Origin of the sequence: Ramlibacter sp., from assembly GCF_035627355.1 — a bacterium.
GTDB lineage: Bacteria > Pseudomonadota > Gammaproteobacteria > Burkholderiales > Burkholderiaceae_C > Ramlibacter.
The window spans coordinates 116,479-135,069 of the sequence record NZ_DASPLW010000007.1; the positions used below are offsets into that span (position 1 = coordinate 116,479).

At 71.4% G+C, this 18,591-nt stretch carries 18 protein-coding genes; 17 read left to right on the plus strand and 1 reads right to left on the minus strand.

The window, feature by feature from the left end; genetic code table 11:
- Positions 1-2: 2 nt before the first annotated feature.
- Positions 3-1,850 carry a nucleoside-diphosphate sugar epimerase/dehydratase gene (locus VEC03_RS01990; protein WP_324912455.1) on the minus strand — a complete coding sequence of 616 codons (1,848 nt, stop codon included), beginning with the start codon at positions 1,848-1,850 and terminating at the stop codon, positions 3-5.
- Between the two features lie 36 nt (positions 1,851-1,886).
- On the opposite strand from VEC03_RS01990, the gene pseB reads away from it, so the two are divergent.
- The 17 genes from pseB to VEC03_RS02075 are packed head-to-tail and all read left to right on the plus strand — an operon-like array spanning position 1,887 to position 18,568.
- Positions 1,887-2,897: a UDP-N-acetylglucosamine 4,6-dehydratase (inverting) gene (gene pseB, locus VEC03_RS01995; protein ID WP_324912456.1), complete on the plus strand. Its 1,011-nt coding sequence runs from the start codon at positions 1,887-1,889 to the stop codon at positions 2,895-2,897.
- Positions 2,894-4,048 carry a UDP-4-amino-4,6-dideoxy-N-acetyl-beta-L-altrosamine transaminase gene (gene pseC / locus VEC03_RS02000; protein WP_324912457.1) on the plus strand — a complete coding sequence of 385 codons (1,155 nt, stop codon included), beginning with the start codon at positions 2,894-2,896 and terminating at the stop codon, positions 4,046-4,048. The genes pseB and pseC overlap by 4 nt, the downstream gene beginning before the upstream one ends.
- Positions 4,045-4,938, plus strand: coding sequence for an aldo/keto reductase (locus tag VEC03_RS02005; RefSeq protein WP_324912458.1), 894 nt, complete (start codon positions 4,045-4,047; stop codon positions 4,936-4,938). Before pseC ends, VEC03_RS02005 begins: the two co-directional genes overlap by 4 nt.
- Entirely contained in the window at positions 4,935-5,723 is a 789-nt protein-coding gene (locus VEC03_RS02010) for a glycosyltransferase family protein (protein WP_324912459.1), read from the plus strand. Before VEC03_RS02005 ends, VEC03_RS02010 begins: the two co-directional genes overlap by 4 nt.
- Positions 5,720-6,388 (plus strand): class I SAM-dependent methyltransferase, encoded by a 669-nt coding sequence (locus VEC03_RS02015; RefSeq protein WP_324912460.1) that lies wholly within the window; start codon positions 5,720-5,722, stop codon positions 6,386-6,388. Before VEC03_RS02010 ends, VEC03_RS02015 begins: the two co-directional genes overlap by 4 nt.
- Positions 6,385-7,668 carry an aminotransferase class III-fold pyridoxal phosphate-dependent enzyme gene (locus VEC03_RS02020; RefSeq protein ID WP_324912461.1) on the plus strand — a complete coding sequence of 428 codons (1,284 nt, stop codon included), beginning with the start codon at positions 6,385-6,387 and terminating at the stop codon, positions 7,666-7,668. Before VEC03_RS02015 ends, VEC03_RS02020 begins: the two co-directional genes overlap by 4 nt.
- 4 nt (positions 7,669-7,672) lie before the next feature.
- A complete protein-coding gene (pseG, locus tag VEC03_RS02025) occupies positions 7,673-9,238 on the plus strand; it encodes a UDP-2,4-diacetamido-2,4,6-trideoxy-beta-L-altropyranose hydrolase (protein ID WP_324912462.1) in 1,566 nt (521 codons plus the stop codon).
- A complete protein-coding gene (locus VEC03_RS02030) occupies positions 9,235-9,912 on the plus strand; it encodes a hypothetical protein (protein WP_324912463.1) in 678 nt (225 codons plus the stop codon). The genes pseG and VEC03_RS02030 overlap by 4 nt, the downstream gene beginning before the upstream one ends.
- Positions 9,909-10,592 carry a PIG-L family deacetylase gene (locus tag VEC03_RS02035; protein WP_324912464.1) on the plus strand — a complete coding sequence of 228 codons (684 nt, stop codon included), beginning with the start codon at positions 9,909-9,911 and terminating at the stop codon, positions 10,590-10,592. The genes VEC03_RS02030 and VEC03_RS02035 overlap by 4 nt, the downstream gene beginning before the upstream one ends.
- Positions 10,593-10,614: 22 nt before the next feature.
- Positions 10,615-11,664: a pseudaminic acid synthase gene (gene pseI / locus VEC03_RS02040; protein ID WP_324912465.1), complete on the plus strand. Its 1,050-nt coding sequence runs from the start codon at positions 10,615-10,617 to the stop codon at positions 11,662-11,664.
- Between the two features lie 44 nt (positions 11,665-11,708).
- Positions 11,709-13,295 carry a hypothetical protein gene (locus VEC03_RS02045; RefSeq protein ID WP_324912466.1) on the plus strand — a complete coding sequence of 529 codons (1,587 nt, stop codon included), beginning with the start codon at positions 11,709-11,711 and terminating at the stop codon, positions 13,293-13,295.
- A complete protein-coding gene (locus tag VEC03_RS02050) occupies positions 13,296-14,255 on the plus strand; it encodes a hypothetical protein (protein ID WP_324912467.1) in 960 nt (319 codons plus the stop codon).
- A gap of 10 nt (positions 14,256-14,265) precedes the next feature.
- The gene (locus tag VEC03_RS02055) at positions 14,266-15,561 is read left to right on the plus strand and encodes a hypothetical protein (protein WP_324912468.1); all 1,296 of its coding nucleotides are present in this window, start codon (positions 14,266-14,268) and stop codon (positions 15,559-15,561) included.
- Positions 15,545-16,318: a class I SAM-dependent methyltransferase gene (locus VEC03_RS02060; RefSeq protein ID WP_324912469.1), complete on the plus strand. Its 774-nt coding sequence runs from the start codon at positions 15,545-15,547 to the stop codon at positions 16,316-16,318. The genes VEC03_RS02055 and VEC03_RS02060 overlap by 17 nt, the downstream gene beginning before the upstream one ends.
- Complete coding sequence (locus tag VEC03_RS02065; protein ID WP_324912470.1) at positions 16,315-17,070, plus strand: glycosyltransferase family 2 protein; 756 nt, start codon at positions 16,315-16,317, stop codon at positions 17,068-17,070. The genes VEC03_RS02060 and VEC03_RS02065 overlap by 4 nt, the downstream gene beginning before the upstream one ends.
- 5 nt (positions 17,071-17,075) lie before the next feature.
- Positions 17,076-18,008, plus strand: coding sequence for an NAD-dependent epimerase/dehydratase family protein (locus VEC03_RS02070; RefSeq protein ID WP_324912471.1), 933 nt, complete (start codon positions 17,076-17,078; stop codon positions 18,006-18,008).
- On the plus strand, positions 18,005-18,568 hold the full coding sequence (locus tag VEC03_RS02075; RefSeq protein ID WP_324912472.1) for a sugar transferase: 564 nt from the start codon (positions 18,005-18,007) through the stop codon (positions 18,566-18,568). The genes VEC03_RS02070 and VEC03_RS02075 overlap by 4 nt, the downstream gene beginning before the upstream one ends.
- Positions 18,569-18,591: the final 23 nt, after the last annotated feature.

Here is an 18,591-nt window from a genome sequence, read left to right on the forward strand (position 1 = left end):
GGCTACACCGGCACCGCCGCCCTGGCCTCGGCCGCGCGGTACTCCGGCACGTGCTCGCGCAGCCATTCGCGCACGGCGTCCGGCGATGGATGCGGGCCGGCGTGTTCGATCCAGCCCGCCACCTCGCCGATGTCGGGCAGCGGGCTCTCGCTCTTGGCGATGCGCAGCTTGGCGTGCGGCGTCGGCTCCGTGGTCTCGCGGTCCGCAAGCAGTTCCTCGTACAGCTTCTCGCCCGGTCGCAGCCCGGTGTAGGCGATCGGCACTTCCTGCTCGGTCCTGCCCGACAGCCGGATCAGCATGCGCGCCAGCTCCACGATCTTCACCGGCTGGCCCATGTCCAGCACGAAGATCTGACCCGAGCGGCCCATGAGCCCGGCCTGCAGCACGAGCTGCGCCGCCTCGGGGATGGTCATGAAATAGCGGACGATCTCCGGGTGCGTCACCGTCACCGGCCCCCCGCGCGCGATCTGGGCGGTGAACAAGGGCACGACCGATCCGCTGGAGCCCAGCACGTTGCCGAAGCGCACGGAGACGAATTCGGTCGCACCCTGCTCGCCGCGGGCCACCGCCTGCACCAGCAGCTCCGCCAGCCGCTTGCTGGCGCCCATGATGTTGGTGGGATTCACCGCCTTGTCGGTGGACACCATGACGAAGCGACGGGCGCCACAGGCGGCGGCCGCTCGCGCGGCATGCAGGGTGCCCAGCACGTTGGTGCGCAAGGCCTCGATCTCGTTGTGCTGCTCCATCAGCGGCACGTGCTTGTAGGCCGCCGCGTGGAAGACGACCGCCGGGCGGTGCTGCAGGCAGATGGCGCGCAGCCGCTCCGGCTCGCGCACGTTGGCGGTGTAGTACACGCCCTGCATCGCCGGGTGGGCCTGCCTCAGCTGCTGCTCCAGCTGGTAGATGCCGAATTCGGAGACATCCACGCAGACGAGGCGGCCGACGCCGAACCGCGCCACCTGCCGGCACAGCTCGGCGCCGATCGAGCCGCCTGCGCCCGTGACCAGCACCACCTGGCCGGAGAACAGTTCCGCCAGTCCCGCGACGTCCAGTTGCACCGGCTCGCGTCCGAGCAGGTCCTCCAGTTCCACCTGGCGCAGCCCGGTGGCTTCCGGCGCGAGCCACTGGTCCGCGCGGGGGACGGTCAGCAGGCTGATGCGCGCGCCGGCGGCCATCATCAGCGCCTCGCGCCGGTCCGGCGCACCGGGCGGGCTGGCCACCAGCACGGCGGCGGCCGAAACCGACTGGCAGATCCGTTCCAGATCCGCCACCCGCCCCAGGACGGGCACGCTCTGGAGCGAGCGGCCCACTTCGGCCGCCACCGGCGACACGATGGCCGCGGGCAGCCAGTCGGGCGAGCCCTTCACGTTGCGCAGCGCGCCTGCCGCGTCCTGCAGCGATCCGACGATCACGACCGGCCGCATCGAGCCCTCGGCGCCGCTGCGCTCCGCCATGGTGCGCCAGGCGGCACGCACGGCGCCCAGTAGCAGCAGGGCCAGCAGCGGCTGCAGCAGCAGCACCGAACGCGGGAAGTACTCCAGCCGCAGCATCAGGATGGCAGCGGAGGACAGGATCGCCCCCAGCAGCACGCCGACGGCGAGCTGGCGCAGGTCCGCCAGCCCGATGAAGCTCCAGGACTGCCGGTGCGCCCGGGCCACGCCCAGCCCGATCACGTAGCTCAGGACGCATACCGGAGCCGAGACGAAGGCGAGCCAGGCGTACTCGCCCGGCACGTCCAGGTTGAAGCGCAGCCAGAACGCGAGCCACCAGGCCACCAGCAGGAGCGACACGTCCGCCAGGGCTTGCAGCGCGCCGATCAGGGCGTGTGGCGACGGGCGGCGGATGGGCATGGAAGTATCCTATTGTCTTTCAACCGCCACGCGACGATGTTCAACCAGAAGTCCATTCTCATCACGGGCGGCACCGGGTCGTTCGGCCAGCGCTACGTGCAGACCCTGCTCGCACGTTACCGGCCGGCGCGCGTCATCGTGTTCTCTCGCGACGAGCTGAAGCAGTACGAGATGCAGCAGCGCATCGACGGCCCCCAGATGCGGTACTTCATCGGCGACGTTCGCGACGACCAGCGCCTGATGCAGGCCATGCGCGGCGTCGACTTCGTGATCCACGCCGCGGCCCTGAAGCAGGTTCCCGCCGCCGAATACAACCCCATGGAGTGCATTCGGACCAACGTGCACGGGGCGGAGAACGTGATCCGGGCGGCGATCGCCAACAACGTGCAGAAGGTGATCGCCCTTTCCACCGACAAGGCCGCCAACCCGATCAACCTGTACGGCGCGACCAAGCTGGCGTCGGACAAGCTGTTCGTGGCCGCCAACAACATGGTGGGCGGCGGTCCCACCCGGTTCGCCGTGGTGCGCTACGGCAACGTGGTGGGCTCCCGCGGCTCGGTGGTGCCGCTGTTCGAGCGGCTGCTGCGCGAGGGCGCGAAGAGCCTGCCCATCACCGACCCCCGCATGACGCGCTTCTGGATCAGCCTGCAGCAGGGCGTGGACTTCGTGCTGGAGAACTTCGCCCGCATGCGCGGCGGCGAGATCTTCGTGCCCCGGATCCCCTCGATCCGCATGGTCGACCTGGCCGAGGCGATGGCGCCGGGGCTGCCCACGCACACCATCGGCGTGCGCCCGGGCGAGAAACTGCACGAGATCATGTGCCCCGCCGACGACTCGCACCTGACGCTGGAATTCCCGCGCCATTTCGTGCTCCGACCGACCATCCGCTTCTACAACGTGGAGACCGATTACACGGAGGACGGGCTGGGCGAGCGTGGGCACGCGGTCCCCCAGGGCTACGAATACAACTCGGCCAGCAACAGCCACTTCCTCACGCCCGCGGAGATCCGCGAGTTCAACCGCCTCGCCCAGGCACCCGCCGCATGATCCCCTACGGCCGCCAGCAGATCTCCGCGGAGGACATGGAGGCGGTGCGGGCCGTGCTCGGCTCCGACTTCCTCACGCAGGGCCCGGCGGTCCCGGCTTTCGAGCGGGCGGTGGCGGACTACGTCGGGGCGCCGCATGCGGTCGCGGTCAATAGCGCCACCTCCGCCCTGCACGTGGCCTGCCTGGCGCTGGATCTGGGCCCGGGCGACCTCGCCTGGACCAGCCCGAACAGCTTCCTCGCCTCGGCCAACTGCGCCCGCTACTGCGGCGCCGAGGTCGATTTCGTGGACATCGACCCGCACGACCTCAACCTGTCGGTGCCGGCGCTGCGCCGCAAGCTGGAGGAAGCCGCCGCCCGCGGCCGCCTGCCGAAGGTGCTGATCCCGGTGGACTTCGCCGGCCGCTCGGCCGACCTGCAGGCCATGCGCGAACTGGCGGACCGGTACGGATTCGCCATCGTCGAGGACGCGTCGCACGCGATCGGCGCCACCTACCGCGGGCACAAGGTGGGCGGGCACGGCTGGGCCGACATCACCGTGTTCAGCTTCCACCCGGTGAAGATCATCACCAGCGGCGAGGGCGGCATGGCGCTCACCCACCGGCCCGAACTCGCCCGGCGCATGGAACTCGCGCGCTCGCACGGCATGACGCGCGATCCTTCGCAGATGGGCGGCACCCCCCATGGCTCCTGGTACTACGAGCAGGTGGCCCTGGGCTGGAACTACCGCATGACGGACCTGCAGGGCGCGCTCGGCACGAGCCAGTTGGGGCGCATCGAAGCCTTCCTGGCCCGTCGGCAGGCGATCCGCGCGCGCTACGACCGGGGGTTGGCCCAGCTGCCGCTGTGGCTGCCCGCGCCCGACCGCGACGGCCGCTCGGCCCTGCACCTCTACCCGATCCAGCTGGCGCCCGAGGCCGGGCGCGAGCGCCGCACGGTGTTCGACGAGCTGCGCGCGGGCGGGATCGGCGTCAATGTGCACTACATCCCGATCCACACCCAGCCCTATTACCGCGCCCTGGGCTTCCGCGACGGGGACTTCCCGGCCGCCGAGGCCTACTATGCGCGGGCCATCACGCTGCCCCTGCATGCCGGCATGACGGACGCAGACACCGATGCGGTCATCGCGGCCGTGCAGGCCGCACTCGCGTGACACCCTCGGGGCAGCAACTCGCCCTGGGCACCGCCCAGCTCGGGCTGGACTACGGCATCACCAATGAATCCGGCCGGGTGCCAGCCGCCGAAGCGCAAGCCATGCTCGATGCAGCCTGGGCCGGCGGGGTGCGGATGCTGGATACAGCGCCGGCCTACGGCAGCAGCGAGGCCGGCCTCGGCCAGGCCTTCGCGCACCGGCCGAAGCGAGCCTGGCGCGTCATCACCAAGACCATGCCGCTGCGACTGCCCGCCATCGACTCGCAGGCACTGGCTCAGGTCGACGCGGCCTTCCAGCGCTCGCTCGCGGCGCTGGGCGCCGTCGACTCCCTGCTGGTCCACCACGCCGACGACCTGCTGGTGCCCGGCGGCGAGGCGCTCTACGGCTGGCTGCGCGAGCAGCAGCAACAGGGCCGCGTACGCCGGATCGGCGCCTCGATCTACGACGGCCCGCAGGCCCGGCAGCTGCTGCAACGCTATGCGCTGGACGTGGTGCAGTTGCCCGCCAGCATCGCCGACCAGCGGCTGCTGGCGGACGGTACGGTGGCACGGCTCGCCGATGCCGGCATCGAGTTGCACGCCCGGTCGCTGTACCTGCAGGGCCTGTTGCTGGCCGATCCCGGTTTCGTGGCCGGGCGCTTTCCGGCGCAAGCGGCGTGGACACAACGCTTCCATGACGAATGCCGCAGGCGGGCACTGCAGCCGGTGCAGGCCTGCCTCTCGTTCTTCCGCGGCCAGCCGGCCCTGGCCGTCGCCGTGATCGGCGCCGCGTCCCGCGCCGAGATCGCCGCCCTGCTGGCCGCCTGGGCCGCTGTCCCTGCTGGCGACTGGTCCGGGTGGGCAGTGGACAATCCGGCTTTCACCGATCCCCGCCAGTGGACCAACCTTTGAACGCTTCCGTCCCCGGCCGCACCGTCGCCGTCGTGCAGGCCCGCATGGGTTCGACCCGCCTGCCGGGCAAGGTGCTGCTGCGCACCTGCGGCAAGCCCCTGCTGCAGCACCAGATCGAGCGGGTGCGCCGCTGCACCACCATCGACCTGCTGGTGCTGGCCACCGGAACCAATGCCGTCGACGACCCCGTGGCCGAACTCGGCCGGCAACTGGGAGTGGCGGTGTATCGCGGCAGTCCCGACGACGTGCTGGACCGGATGGTGCAGGCGGCGCGCCCGCACCGGCCGCAGTACCTCGTCCGCCTGACCGGCGACTGCCCCCTGAGCGATCCCGCGGTCATCGACCAGGTCGTGCGCGCAGCGCAAGCGCCCGGCGTGGATTACGCCTCCAACGCCCTGCATCCCACCTGGCCCGATGGACTGGACGTCGAATGCATGCGCTTCGCAGCGCTGGAGGAAGCCTGGCGCGAGGCGCGCAAGCCCAGCGAACGGGAGCACGTCACCCCCTTCCTGCACACGCAGCCGCAGCGCTATCGGCTGGCTGACGTTCGGCACGATCCCGATCTGTCCGCGCTGCGCTGGACGGTGGACGAGCCCGCCGACTTCGTGTTCGTCTCGCAGGTGTTCGAGCATCTCTATCCGGTGAATCCGGACTTCGGCACTAGCGACGTGCAGGCGCTGCTCGCACGCCTGCCCTCCCTCGGCACCCTCAACGCCACGCACGGGCGCAACGAAGGCTACCTGCGCTCGCTGGCGCAGGACGCACTCCAACCCGCCGCACCATGAGCCAGCGCGACATCTTCCTCGCCGGCGAGGGCGACGCCTACTTCCGCCGCAATGCGGCCGGCTACGACCCGGCACGCGCCGGGGAAGGCACCCTGGCGCTGGAAACGGTGCAGCAGTACGTGGAAGCGAGCGCCAGCGTCCTGGAGATCGGCTGCGCCAACGGGCTCAACCTCGAGCGGCTGCGCCGCGCACGCGGCTGCCGCGGCGCCGGCATCGATCCCTCGCAGGCCGCCATCGCCGCCGGCCTGCGCGACTTCCCGCAGCTCGACCTGCGGGTGGGGACCGCCGATGCGCTGCCGTTCGCCGACGCCAGCTTCGATCTCGTGTGGTTCGGCTTCTGCCTTTACGTCACGGACCGGCCGCTGCTGCCTCGCGTCGTGGCCGAGGCCGACCGCGTGCTGAAGAACCGGGGCTTCCTCGCGATCGTGGACTTCGATCCGGGTCCGCCGGTGGCGCGCCGCTACAGCCATGCGCAGGACGTGGCCAGCTACAAGACCGATCACGCGCAACTGTTCCTGGGATTTCCACAGTACGTCCTGGCGGAAAAGCGCCCCTTCTCGCATGCCGGCAACGGCTTCCATCCGGACCCCGGCGAGCGGCTGGCGATCCAGGTTCTCTACAAGGACGAAGCCGGCGGCTACGTCCCGCTCGAAGGCAGGCCATGAACCGATACAGCAAGTCCGAGGCCATGCTGGACCGCGCCGAACGGGTGATCCCGCTCGGCGCGCAGACCTTCAGCAAGAGCCGCACCCAGTACCCGCGCGGCGTCTCGCCCTACTTCGCCGATCGCGCGCTGGGTAGCCGGGTCTGGGACGTGGACGGCAACGAATACATCGACTTCATCAACGCGCAGTGCTCGGTCACCCTGGGCCATTGCGACCCGGACGTCACGCGCGCCGTACAGGCGCAGTTGCAGCGCGGGACCATCTTCACGCTCAGTTCCGAGCTGGAGATCGAAGTGGCCGAAAAGATCGTGCGGCTCGTCCCCTGCGCCGAGAAGGTGCGCTTCGGCAAGAACGGCTCCGATGCCACCTCAGGTGCAATCCGGCTGGCGCGTGCGTTCACCGGGCGCGAACGCGTGGCCGTGTGCGGCTACCACGGCTGGCAGGACTGGTACATCGGATCCACCGCGCGGCACCTGGGCGTGCCGGGTGCCGTGCGGGCGCTCACCCACACCTGGACGTACAACGATCCGGATTCCCTGCAGAAGCTCTTCGCGGCGCATCCCGGCGAGTTCGCAGCGGTGATCCTGGAGCCGATGAACCTCGTCGAGCCGGCACCCGGCTTCCTGCAGGCCGTCCAGGCGCTGTGCCGACGCGAGGGCGTGCTGCTGGTCTTCGACGAGACCATCACCGGCTTCCGCTACGCGCTGGGCGGCGCGCAGGAGGTGTTCGGCGTCACGCCCGACCTCGCCACCTTCGGCAAGGGCTTGGCCAACGGCTATCCGGTGTCCGCGGTCGCCGGCCGGGCGGACGTGATGAAGCTGATGGAAGAGGTGTTCTTCTCCTTCACCTTCGGCGGCGAGACGCTGTCGCTCGCCGCGGCGCTGGCGACGATGGGCAAGCTGGAGCGCGAGCCGGTCATCCCGACGCTGCGCGCCCGCGGGGAGCGGCTGCTGCGCGACACGCAGGCAGCGATCGACCGCCACGGCCTGGACGATGCCCTGTCGCTCTCGGGCCATCCCTCGTGGTCCTTCCTGCAGTTCAAGGATGCCCGCGGCACCACGCTGTGGGAGCTCAAGACCCTGTACATGCAGGAAGTGTTCCGCCGCGGCGTGCTGGCCTACGGCACCTACAACATGAGCTACGCGCACGGCGAAGACGACCTCGACCGGCTCGCCACGGTCCACGACGAGGTCTTCGACGTGCTGGCCCGGGGACTGCGCGGCGGGGTGCGGCCGCTGCTGGAGTGCGAGGTGCTCCAGCCGCTCTTCAAGGTGCGCTGACGCGATGCGGGTGGCGCTGCGCACCGATGCATCCGGGCGCATCGGCACCGGCCACCTGCGGCGCTGCCTGTCGCTGGCGCGCGCCCTGAACGCCGAGGGCGTGGACACCCTGTTCATCTGCCGCCGCCACGACGCCCTCAGCGCCGCCATCGAATCCGAAGGGCAGGCGCATGCCTGGCTGCCCAAGCCTCCGCCGTGCTTCGTCGCGCGCCCGGACGATCCACCCCATGCCGACTGGGCCGGGGTGGCCTGGGAGCAGGATGCACGGGAAACCGCCCGGGCACTGGCCGGCTTCGCCCCGGACTGGGTGCTGGTGGATCACTACGCGCTGGACGCGCGCTGGCATGGCGCCCTGTCCGCGGCCACCTCGGCGCGCATCGCCGCCATCGACGACCTGGGCGACCGCCCGTTGGCGGTGGACCTGCTCATCGACCAGAACCTGCAGCCCGATGGCAGCGGCAAGTACGAAGGACGCCTGCCGGCGGCCGCGCGCACCCTGCTCGGCCCACGCCATGCACTGCTCGCCGGGATCTATGCCCAGGCGCCGCGCTACCGGTTCCGCCGCCACGTGGCCAGCATCGGCATCTTCATGGGTGGCGCCGACCTGGACGATTTCGGCGGCCGGGTGCTGCGGGCCTGCCGCGAGGTGGCCGGGTTCGAGGGCTCGATCGAGCTGGTGTCCTCGCGGCGCAGCCCGCATTTCGCGGCCCACGAGGAGCTGGCGCGCCGGTGGCCGGGCACCCGCGTCCTCGCCGGCCTGCCGGACCTGGCCGACTTCTTCGCCCGGCACGACCTGCAGGTGGGCGCCGGCGGCGGCGCGGCCTGGGAGCGCTGCTGCCTGGGCGCCCCCACGCTCGCGCTGCAGATCGCGGCCAACCAGGGCGCGGTGCTGCCGCAACTGGCCGCGCGCGGCGCGGTGGAATGGCTGCAGCGGCCGGATCCCGGCGTGGAGGCGATCGGGCGCGCGGTGCGCCGCCTGCTCGACGAACCGCGCCGGCGGCTTGCCCTGGTTCGCGCCAGCCGCTGCCTGGTGGACGGCCGCGGCAGCGCCCGCGTGGCCGCGGTGCTGGCCCTCGCGGGCGGGATGCCCTGGCAATTCCGCGCCGCCGAAGCCACCGACGAGGAACTGCTGCTGGCCTGGGCCAACGAGCCGCAGGCGCGCGCGCAGGCCTTCGACCCGTCTACCATCACCCCCGCGGGCCACCACGCCTGGTTCCGGCAGCGCCTCGCGCGCGCCGACGACTGCCTGATCGTAATCGCCTGCTCACGCGCCGGCACGCCGGTGGGGCAGGTTCGCTTCGACCGCACGGGCGAGGCGTGGAGCATCGACTACGCGCTCGATTCCGCCCATCGCGGCTGGGGCCACGGCCGGCGCCTGCTGGCCGGTGCCATCGGATTCTTCCGCGGCCGCCGGGGCTTCGCCGAACTGAAGGCGCTGGTCAAGGCGGACAATGCGGCTTCGCTGGGCGTCTTCCGCGGCCTCGGCTTTGCCGAGAGCGCGGCGGTCCACCAGGGCCAGCCCTGCCGCGAATTCCGCAGTTCCACGACAGCCATGATGGAGCCCCGATGACGACCATCCTCGTTGCGAGCCGCATGCCCGCGCACCGGCGCCTGCGTGCCGCGCTGGAGGCGGCCGGCTTGCGCGTGATCGCCATCGAGACTCCGGAGGAGCTGGCCGCGGGCACGTGGCAGGCCGCTGCGCCCGAATACCTGTTCTTCACCCACTGGTCCCACCGCATCCCCGCGGAAATCCACGAGCGCCACGCCTGCGTGGTCTTCCACCTGGCGAACCTGCCCGAGGGGCGCGGCGGCAGCCCGATCCAGAACCAGATCGCGGCCGGGCAGGAGGCCACCACCCTCTGCGCGTTGCGCTGCGTGCAGGAGATGGACGCCGGGCCGGTCTACCTGCGCCGCCCCATGAGCCTGCTGGGCACGGCGGACGAGATCCTGCAGCGGGCTGCCCGCGAGATGGAAGGCATGATCCTGGAGATCGTGCGGCGCCGGCCCGAGCCGGTGCCGCAGGAGGGACAGCCCACGGTGTTCCGCCGCCGCACCCCGGCCGACGGCGACATCGCAGCGCTGGCCAGCCTGCAGCAGGTGTTCGACGCCGTCCGCATGCTGGACGGCCATTCCTATCCGCCTGCCTTCCTGGAGGTGGGCAACCTGCGGCTGGAATTCAGCCGCGCCAGCCTGAAGGACGACCACGTGATCGCCGACGTCCGCATCCGACTGAGAACGCCATGAACCAGGACCGCGCCCCCGTGCTGGTGGTCGCCGCCCACCCCGACGACGAAGTGCTCGGTTGCGGCGGCACGATCGCGCGCCTGGCGGGCGAAGGCCGGGCCGTGCACGTGCTGATCCTGGCCGACGGCGAAAGCGCCCGCCCCCAGGCCGGTATCGACGAGGCTGCGGCTCGCGCCTCCGCGGCGCAACGCGCGGGCGAGGCACTGGGGGTGGCCTCGGTGACCTGCCTGGGCCTGCCCGACAACCGGCTCGACACGGTGGATCTGCTGCAGGTGGTGCAGGCGATCGAGGCAGTGCTCGGGCGCGTGCAGCCCGCCACCGTGCTCACCCATCACCACGGCGACGTCAACATCGACCACCGCATCGCCCACGAGGCGGTGCTCGCCGCCTGCCGGCCGCTACCGGGCTCCTGCGTCCGCGAATTGCTGTTCTTCGAGGTGCCCTCGTCCACCGAGTGGCGCCCGGGCTCGCCTGCGACCGCCTTCGCACCCACGGTGTTCGTGGACATCGGGCCGGCGCTGGCAGCGAAAATGGCGGCCCTGGAGGCTTACGCCGCCGAGCTGCGGCCGGCGCCGCACCCGCGTTCGCGCGAGGCCATCGACGCGCTCGCGGCCTGGCGGGGTGCCAGCGCCGGCGTTGCCCGCGCCGAAGCCTTCATGCTCGGGCGCTCGCTGCGCTAGACCCGGAACACGCCACGACACCATGCCTTTCATCCTTGCCGGCCGGCCCATCGGACCCGACGCCCCGCCTTTCGTGATCGCCGAGATGTCCGGCAACCACAACCAGTCGCTGGAGCGCGCGCTCGCCATCGTCGACGCCGCGGCCGCTGCCGGCGCGCACGCGCTGAAGATCCAGACCTACACGCCGGACACGATGACCATCGAGGCAGGCGGCGGCGATTTCTTCATCAACGACCCGGGCAGCCTGTGGAAGGGCCGCAGCTTCCACGACCTGTACCGGGAAGCGCAGACGCCCTGGGAGTGGCATGCCCCCATCTTCGAGCGCTGCCGCCGGCACGGGATGATCGGCTTCTCCTCGCCCTTCGACGCGAGCGCGGTAGACTTCCTCGAATCGCTGGACGTGCCGCTGTACAAGATCGCATCCTTCGAGAACATAGACCTGCCGCTCATCGAGAGGGTGGCGCGGACCGGCAAGCCGATCATCATGTCCACGGGCATGGCGACCGCGGCCGAGCTCGACGAGGCGGTGCGTACCGCGCGCGGCGCAGGCTGCCGCGACCTCGTGCTGCTCAAGTGCACCAGCACCTATCCGGCGACGCCGCAGGACAGCAACGTGCGCACCATCCCGCACATGCGCGATCTGTTCGGCTGCGACATCGGCCTGAGCGACCACACCATGGGCGTGGGGGTCGCGGTGGCGGCGGTGGCGCTGGGGGCCGTCGTCGTGGAAAAGCACTTCACCCTGGCACGCGCCGACGGTGGCGTGGACAGCGCCTTCTCGCTGGAGCCCGGCGAACTGCGGGCCCTGGTCACCGAAACGGAGCGGGCCTGGCAGTCCCTCGGCGGCGTGAACTACGGTCCTACGCCGGCGGAAGTGAAGTCGCTCGCCTATCGCCGCTCGGTCTACGTGGTGGCCGACGTGCGGGCGGGCGAGGCGTTCACGACGGCCAACCTGCGCATCATCCGGCCCGGCCACGGCCTCGCGCCCAAGTACCAGCGCATCGCGCTCGGCAAGAAGGCGGCGCGCGACATCGCCCGCGGCACGCCGCTGAGCTGGGACCTGATCGCCTGAGCGATGCGAAGCTCCCACGCTGCCTGCCACCCTCGCGCCTGCCCATGACGCCGCTGCGCATCGGCTTCGCCAGCGTCTATGCCTGGCGGCCCCACGTCGAGCAGATGATGTTCCTGGCCCGCCTCGTGCAACAGGCCGGGCACGAGGCGCTGTTCCTCGCCTGCGACAGCGACCTGCCGGCCTGCTACACGCGCCTGCTGCGCGACGTGCGCCCGGACTGGATGGAATGCGCGATGTGCCGCGCGGGCGGCGTGCGTTCCTATGCCGGCAGCCACGTGACCGCCATCGGCGCCCTGCAGCCGGAACCGGGCATGGCCACGAAGCAGGCGCGTGAATGGGCAGCGTCCAGTGCGAGCACGCTGGGCCGCTTCGAAGCACCGGCGGAGTACGAGAGCGAGGAGTTCCTGCAGCTGCGCGACCGGCTCGCGCCCGCCGTGGCAAAGGCGTATGCGGCGGCGTCCGAATGGATCCGGCGCGAGCGGCTCGATGCCCTGTGCCTGTTCAATGGGCGCATGGACGCGACCCGCGCCATCCTCGAGGCTGCGCGCGCGGCCGGGATCCGCGTGCTCAGCTTCGAGCGCACCTGGTTCGGCGACGGCCTCCAGTTGCTGCCGGACGAGCATTGCCTGGGCCTGCAGTCGGTCTGGCGCCTGGTGTCCGAATGGAAGGACCGGCCGCTCACCCGGGAGCAGGCCACGCGCGCGGCGGAACTGGCGGCCCGGCGCTTCCTGCGCCGCAACCACACGGAATGGCGTGCCTACAACGTCAACGCCGTCGCCACGCCGTGGCCGGTGGCGGCGGCCCGTCGCAAGGTGCTGTTCCTGCCCAGCAGCAACAACGAGATCTGGGGGCACGAGGACTGGCGCTCCGGCTGGGGCGATCCCATGGCGGCGATGGAGGGGCTGATGGCGCGTCTTGAGCTTTCGCCTTCCGACATCGTGCTGCGCTGCCACCCGAACTGGGCGGAGCGCATCGGCAAGAACGACGGGCGCCGGCCCGAGCAGTTCTACACGCGCTGGGCACAGGGGCTGGGCATTCACGTGATCCCGAGTGCCGACCCCACCAGCACCATGCACCTGATCGAGCAATGCGAGCTGCTGGTTCTCCAGTCGGGCAGCGCCGCCTTCGAGGCCGGCGTGCTGGGCAAGCGGATCGTCACCACGACGCCCTCGACCTACCACCTGGGCGGCTTCACCGAGAACGTGCACCGGCCGGACGATCTCGCGCACCTGGACCCGCTCCAACCGGCGCTGCCACCGGAGCGCGCGCGCGAGGTCACCCGGCGGGCGCTGCGCTTCGGCTACACCATGGCCTACCGGATCGCGCAGTACACCCGGGCGCTGCAGGCAACCTCGAGCAGCGCCTACCGCTACGCCGACCGCGCCGATCCCGACCGGCTGATGCGCCTGCTGGCAACCGGCACCCTGGAGCCCGACGACGCGGCCTGGGCGCCGGACCTGGCCGGCGAAGGCGTGGTGCTCGAGGCGATCGCCCGCCGCGACTGGGGGGCCTTCGGCCGGCCCGCCGCGCCGGCCGACGCAGGACCCGCCCGCGGCGAACCCGTGCAACGGCGCCTGCTGTTCCGCCCGATCGACAGGGTGCGCGGCTGGATGCAGGTGGGGGACCGCTGAATGCCGCTGCTGAAAACGCTCGCCAGGGGCATGGCGAAGGCGCCCGGCTATACGCTGATGCGCGGCCTGGGCCGCTTCGCCACCGTGCGCCGGATGGTCGCCGCAGCCCGCCGGCAAGCGCACGCGGGTCGGCTGCCTGGCTTCCTGGCCAATTGCGAGGCGCGGCTGGCCGATTCGCTGTTCGCACTGCCGGACCCGGATCAGTTCCTGCGCGAGCTGGAAGCCGGCGGGCTGGCGCTCGGCTTGCGCCTGCCGCCGCAGGTGGTGGAGGCGATCGAGCGCTTCGCGCAGGAGGCCGAGTGCCACGCGGACCGGGTGGAGACGCAGGGCTTCACGGCGGCCCGGCGCGAGCAGGCGCAGGCGCAGGCGAGCCTGGGCAAGCCGATCCTGCTGGCACAGTTCTTCAATGCCGCCACCCGCTGCCCGGTGATCGGGCAGGTCTCGCAGGACCCGCTGCTGCACTGGCTGGCCGCTCGCCATCTCGGGTCCGTGCCGAGGATGGTCGGCGTGAACCTCTGGTGGACCTTCCCGGTGCAGGCTCTGGAGGAAGATCGGGACCGGCACGCTCACCTGTTCCACCGCGACGTCGACGACTTCCGCTTCCTCAAGTTCTTCTTCTACGTCACCGACGTGGAGCCCGGCGACGGCGCCCACGTGTGCGTGGTCGGTTCGCAGGCGCGCCCGCCGGCACGTTCCTGGGCCGACCGCTGGGTGCTGCGCCGCTACACCGACGAGGAGGTGACCGCCACCTACCCGCCAGCCGCGGTCACCGAGATCTGCGGGCCGGCCGGCACCGGCTTCGCCGAGAACACCTTGTGCATCCACAAGGGCCGCACGCCGACGAGGGCGCCGCGGCTGCTGCTTCAGGTGCAGTTCGCGCTGTTCGACTACGGTGTGCTGCACGACCGGCGAGCGCCCGGGGCCCTGGGCCTGCTCCCGGCCGGCGGCCAACCGGCATGAGGAAGCAGCCTTGCTGACCTCGCGCCAGTGGCGGCAGCTCTGGTACCTGCCCGTGCTCGCCGCCGCGATGGCGCTGATGATGCTGCGCCTCATGGTGGCGGCGCGCCTGTTCGACGTGGAGGCGTTCGCCCAATACAACACCGGGCTGCTGCTGTCCACCACCTTTTGCATGCTGGGTTGCCTGGGCCTGCAGCAACTGCTGCAGCGGGACATGCCGATCCTGCTGGCGCGCGGGCGCGAGCGCGCCGCCCTGGTGCTGCTGCTGCAGGCCGTCTGGGTCGGCGCCGCCTGCGCCCTGGTGGCCGTGCTGCCCGCTGCCCTTGCGGCCGGCATCGTCCAGGCGCACCCAATGGTGGCCGTGCTGGGCGTGCTGCACGGGCTGTCGCAGCAGCTGTTCGTGGTGGCGACGGTGGAAAGCCGAAGCCGCGGCGACGCCCTGCGCTATGCCTGGCAGAACCTCGTGCGCGCCGGCCCCGTGGTGGGTGGCGGCGCGCTGGTGGCCTGGGCGACCGGATCGCCGGCGCTGGTGCTGGCGACCGAGGCGGTGCTATCGCTCGCGCTGATCGGGGGCATCCTGGGCGCGCTGCTGCGGCGGGGCCGCTGCAGCCTGGGCCTGCTCGCAACACTCGCCCGCCGCGGCTGGCGGCGGCCCGCCTGGGCCACCGCGGGCGTCATGCTGACGGTCTCCATCGTGAGCTTCGTGCTCCTCAACCTGGACCGGTGGGTGGCCGTGAGCTGGCTGGCGCCGGCGGCATTCGCCCAGTTCGCCTTTGCCGCCATCGTGCTGCTGGCAGCGCAATCGATCCAGAACATGGTGAATGCCACCGTCCACCCCATGATCGCGCGCCGCTTCGGATTGCAGGGGACGGGCGCCGCCTTCCGACTGTCCAGCGGGGTATCGCTGGCCACCCTCGCGGCGGCCCTGGTGCTCGCCTGGCCGGCGCACGAGCTCGCGCAGTTCGCCATCCGCCGCTGGTTCCCCGCCTATGCGCCGGCCATCGAACTGCTGTGGCCCCTGCTGGCCGCGGCCGTGCTGCGGGTCTCCGACTACTGGTCCAGCTTCCTGCTGATCTGCAACCACGAGCGGCAGTTGCTGAAGCTCCAGCTCGGCGTAGGGGCGGCCGCCGCGGGTGGCTGGGTACTGTTCCTCGCCGGCCGGGGCGGCTTCGCGCCCACGGTCCTCGACGTCTGCTGGCTCAGCTTCGTGCTTGCCGCTGCCAGCCATGCCGCCACCGCAGGCAGCGCCTTCGCGCTGCGTGCAAGCGATTCCACGAAAGGACGAATGAGCCATGCCCAATCCCAGTGACGTCCGGCGGGTGAAGGGGACGTTGCGACATACGCTGGACCAGTTGCTGCTGGTCGACCTGCTCCGTTACCTGGTGGTGGCGCTGCGCTACTTCTGGTTCGTCAAGGTCCGGCGCCGCCTGGCGACGCTGGACGCCGGCCGCGGCGCCGATGCCGCCGTGGCCGGCCACACGGTCTCACACAACCTGCGCGGGCTGCGCGACCTGGCGGTGAACCGCTCGCACCTGCTGGTGCGGCCCCTGTCGGTGCTGGAAACGCTGCCCACCGACGCCCGCATCCTGAGCATCGGGCCGCGCTCCGAGGGCGAGCTGCTCAGCCTGGCGGCGCACGGGTTCATGTGGTCGCGAATCGAGGCGTTAGACCTGATCTCCTATTCGCCCAAGGTGCAACTCGGCGACATGCACAGCACGCGCTATCCCGATGGCAGCTTCGACGCCGTCATCCTCGGCTGGGTGCTCGCCTACAGCGAGGAGCCGGGACGGGCGGCGCGCGAGATCGTGCGCATCACGCGGCCGGGCGGCATCATCGCCGTGGGCGTGGAATACAGCCCTCTCAGCCAGGAGGAGATCGTGGCCAGCCTCGGCTACCTTCCAGGGGCCCGCAAGCGCATCGCATCGTGCGAGGAGATCCTGTCCTTCTTCGGCGATGCCGTCGACCACGTCTACTACCGTCACGTGGTCGCCTCCGCGCAGCGCGATCACCAGGGCAATTTCTGCCTGCTGTTCTCGGTGCGGGGCCCGGTCGAGTCCACCGCATGAGCTCGGAACTGGTCTCCATCATCGTCCCCGCGTGGCGTGCCTCGGGCACGATCGGGGACACCATCGCTTCGGTGCTCGCCCAGACCCATGGCGATTGGGAGATGCTGGTCGCCGACGACTGTTCGCCCGACGACACGCGCGCCATCGTGGCCGCCTGGGCGGCGCGCGATCCCCGCATCCGGCTGCTGGCGCTCGAGAAGAACGGCGGGCCGGCAGCGGCACGCAACGCCGCACTGGCTGCCGCGCGCGGGCGGTGGCTGGCCTTCCTCGACAGCGACGACGTCTGGCTGCCGGCGAAGCTGGAGCGAACGCTCGCCCACGCGCGCGCCCATCGCTCGGTGCTCACCTTCACCGGCTTCCGGCGCATGAGCCAGGACGGCGCCCGCGTCGGCGGCTACATCGGCGTGCCGCGAACGCTCACCTACAGGCAACTGCTGGGGGATACCGCGATCGCGACGTCCACCGTCGTGCTGGACCGCGATCAGGTGGGCGAAGTCCGCATGCAGCGCGTGTACTACGACGATTTCGCCTGCTGGCTCGGCATCCTCCGGCGCGGCTTCGTCGCGCACGGGCTGGACGAGGACCTCATGCGCTACCGCGTACAGCCCCGGTCCGTCTCGCGCAACAAGCGGCGATCGGCGCAGGAGGTCTGGAAGGCCTACCGGCACATCGAGGGCCTGGGACCGCTCGCCGCCGCCTGGCACTTCACGCGCTACGCCGTCAACGGGGCGCGCAAGTACCGCCGCTTCTGAAGCTCATGGCGCAGGGCACGATCGTCGTCACCGGTGCCAGCGGCTTCGTCGGCAGCGCGCTGGTGCGCCGGCTGCAGGAGCTGGGCCGCCCGGTGCTGGCCGTGTCGCGGCGAGCGGGCGCGCCGCTCACCGGGGTGCGGGCTTCGACCCTGGCCAGCTACGAGGACGCGGCCGCACTCGATGCGGCCTGCGACGGTGCCGCCGGCGTGGTGCACCTGGCGGCGCTGGCGCACCGCAGTGGCAGCCCGCAGGAATTCGCGGGGAGCGTCCGGGCGGGACAGGCCCTGGCCCATGCCGCGGTGCGTGCCCGCGTGCCGCGCTTCGTGCTGGTGAGCTCCGTCGGCGTCCTCGGCAACCACACCGATTCCGGCCCCTTCACGGAGGCCAGCCCGGCGCGCCCCGTGGAGCCTTACGCACTGAGCAAGTTGCGCACCGAGGATGCCGTGGCGGCGGCCACGGCCGGCACCGCCACCGGACTCGTGATCGTGCGCCCGCCGCTCGTCTACGGGCCGCAGGCCCCGGGCAACTTCGGGCGCCTGGTGGAACTGGTGCGCCGCGGGCTTCCGTTGCCGGTGGCAAGGGTGCGCAACGCCCGCACCTTCATCGGCATCGACAACCTGCTCGACCTGCTGGTGCTCTGCCTCGACCATCCCGCCGCAAGCGGCGAGCTGTTCCTGGCGGGGGATGCCGAGGACCTTTCGACGCCCCAGCTCGCGCGCTGCATCGGCGAAGGGCTGGGGCGCCCGGCGTGGCTGCCCGGCATCGCACCGCCGCTGCTGCTGGCGGCTGCCACGCTGCTGGGCCGGCGGCGGCTGGCCGAGAGCCTGTGCGCGTCCCTGCAGGTGGATGCGTCCAAGGCACGGCGGGTGCTCGGCTGGACGCCGGCGATTCCGGCCGAAGAGGGCGTGCGCCGCGCCGCACGCGCATGGACCGCATGAGCAAGCGGTTGATGGACATCCTGCTGGCCGGCAGCGCCGTGGTGTTGCTGGCCCCGGTGATCGCGGGGGTGGCGCTGCTGGTGAAGCTCACGTCGCCCGGGCCGGTGCTCTACTGGTCCGAACGCGTGGGCCGCGGCAACACGAACTTCCGCATGCCCAAGTTCCGCTCCATGCGGACCGGCACGCCGGCCGTGGCGACCCACCTGCTGCCCGATCCGCAGCAGTGGATCACGCCGGTGGGCAGGCTGCTGAGGCGCAGCAGCCTGGATGAACTGCCGCAGTTGTGGAGCATCCTGAAGGGCGACATGAGCATCGTCGGACCCCGCCCCGCCCTGTTCAACCAGGACGACCTGGTGGCGCTGCGCACGGAGCGCGGGGTGCACCGGCTGCGCCCGGGGCTGACCGGCTGGGCCCAGGTCAACGGTCGCGACGAACTGCCGATACCGGCCAAGGTGGCCTTGGACGCCTGGTACCTCGAGCACCAGGGCCTGTGGCTCGACCTGAAGATCATCCTGCTGACGGCGCTGAACGTGGTCGGAGCGCGCGGCGTCTCCCACTAGGCAGAAACTAAAATGGCGGGTTT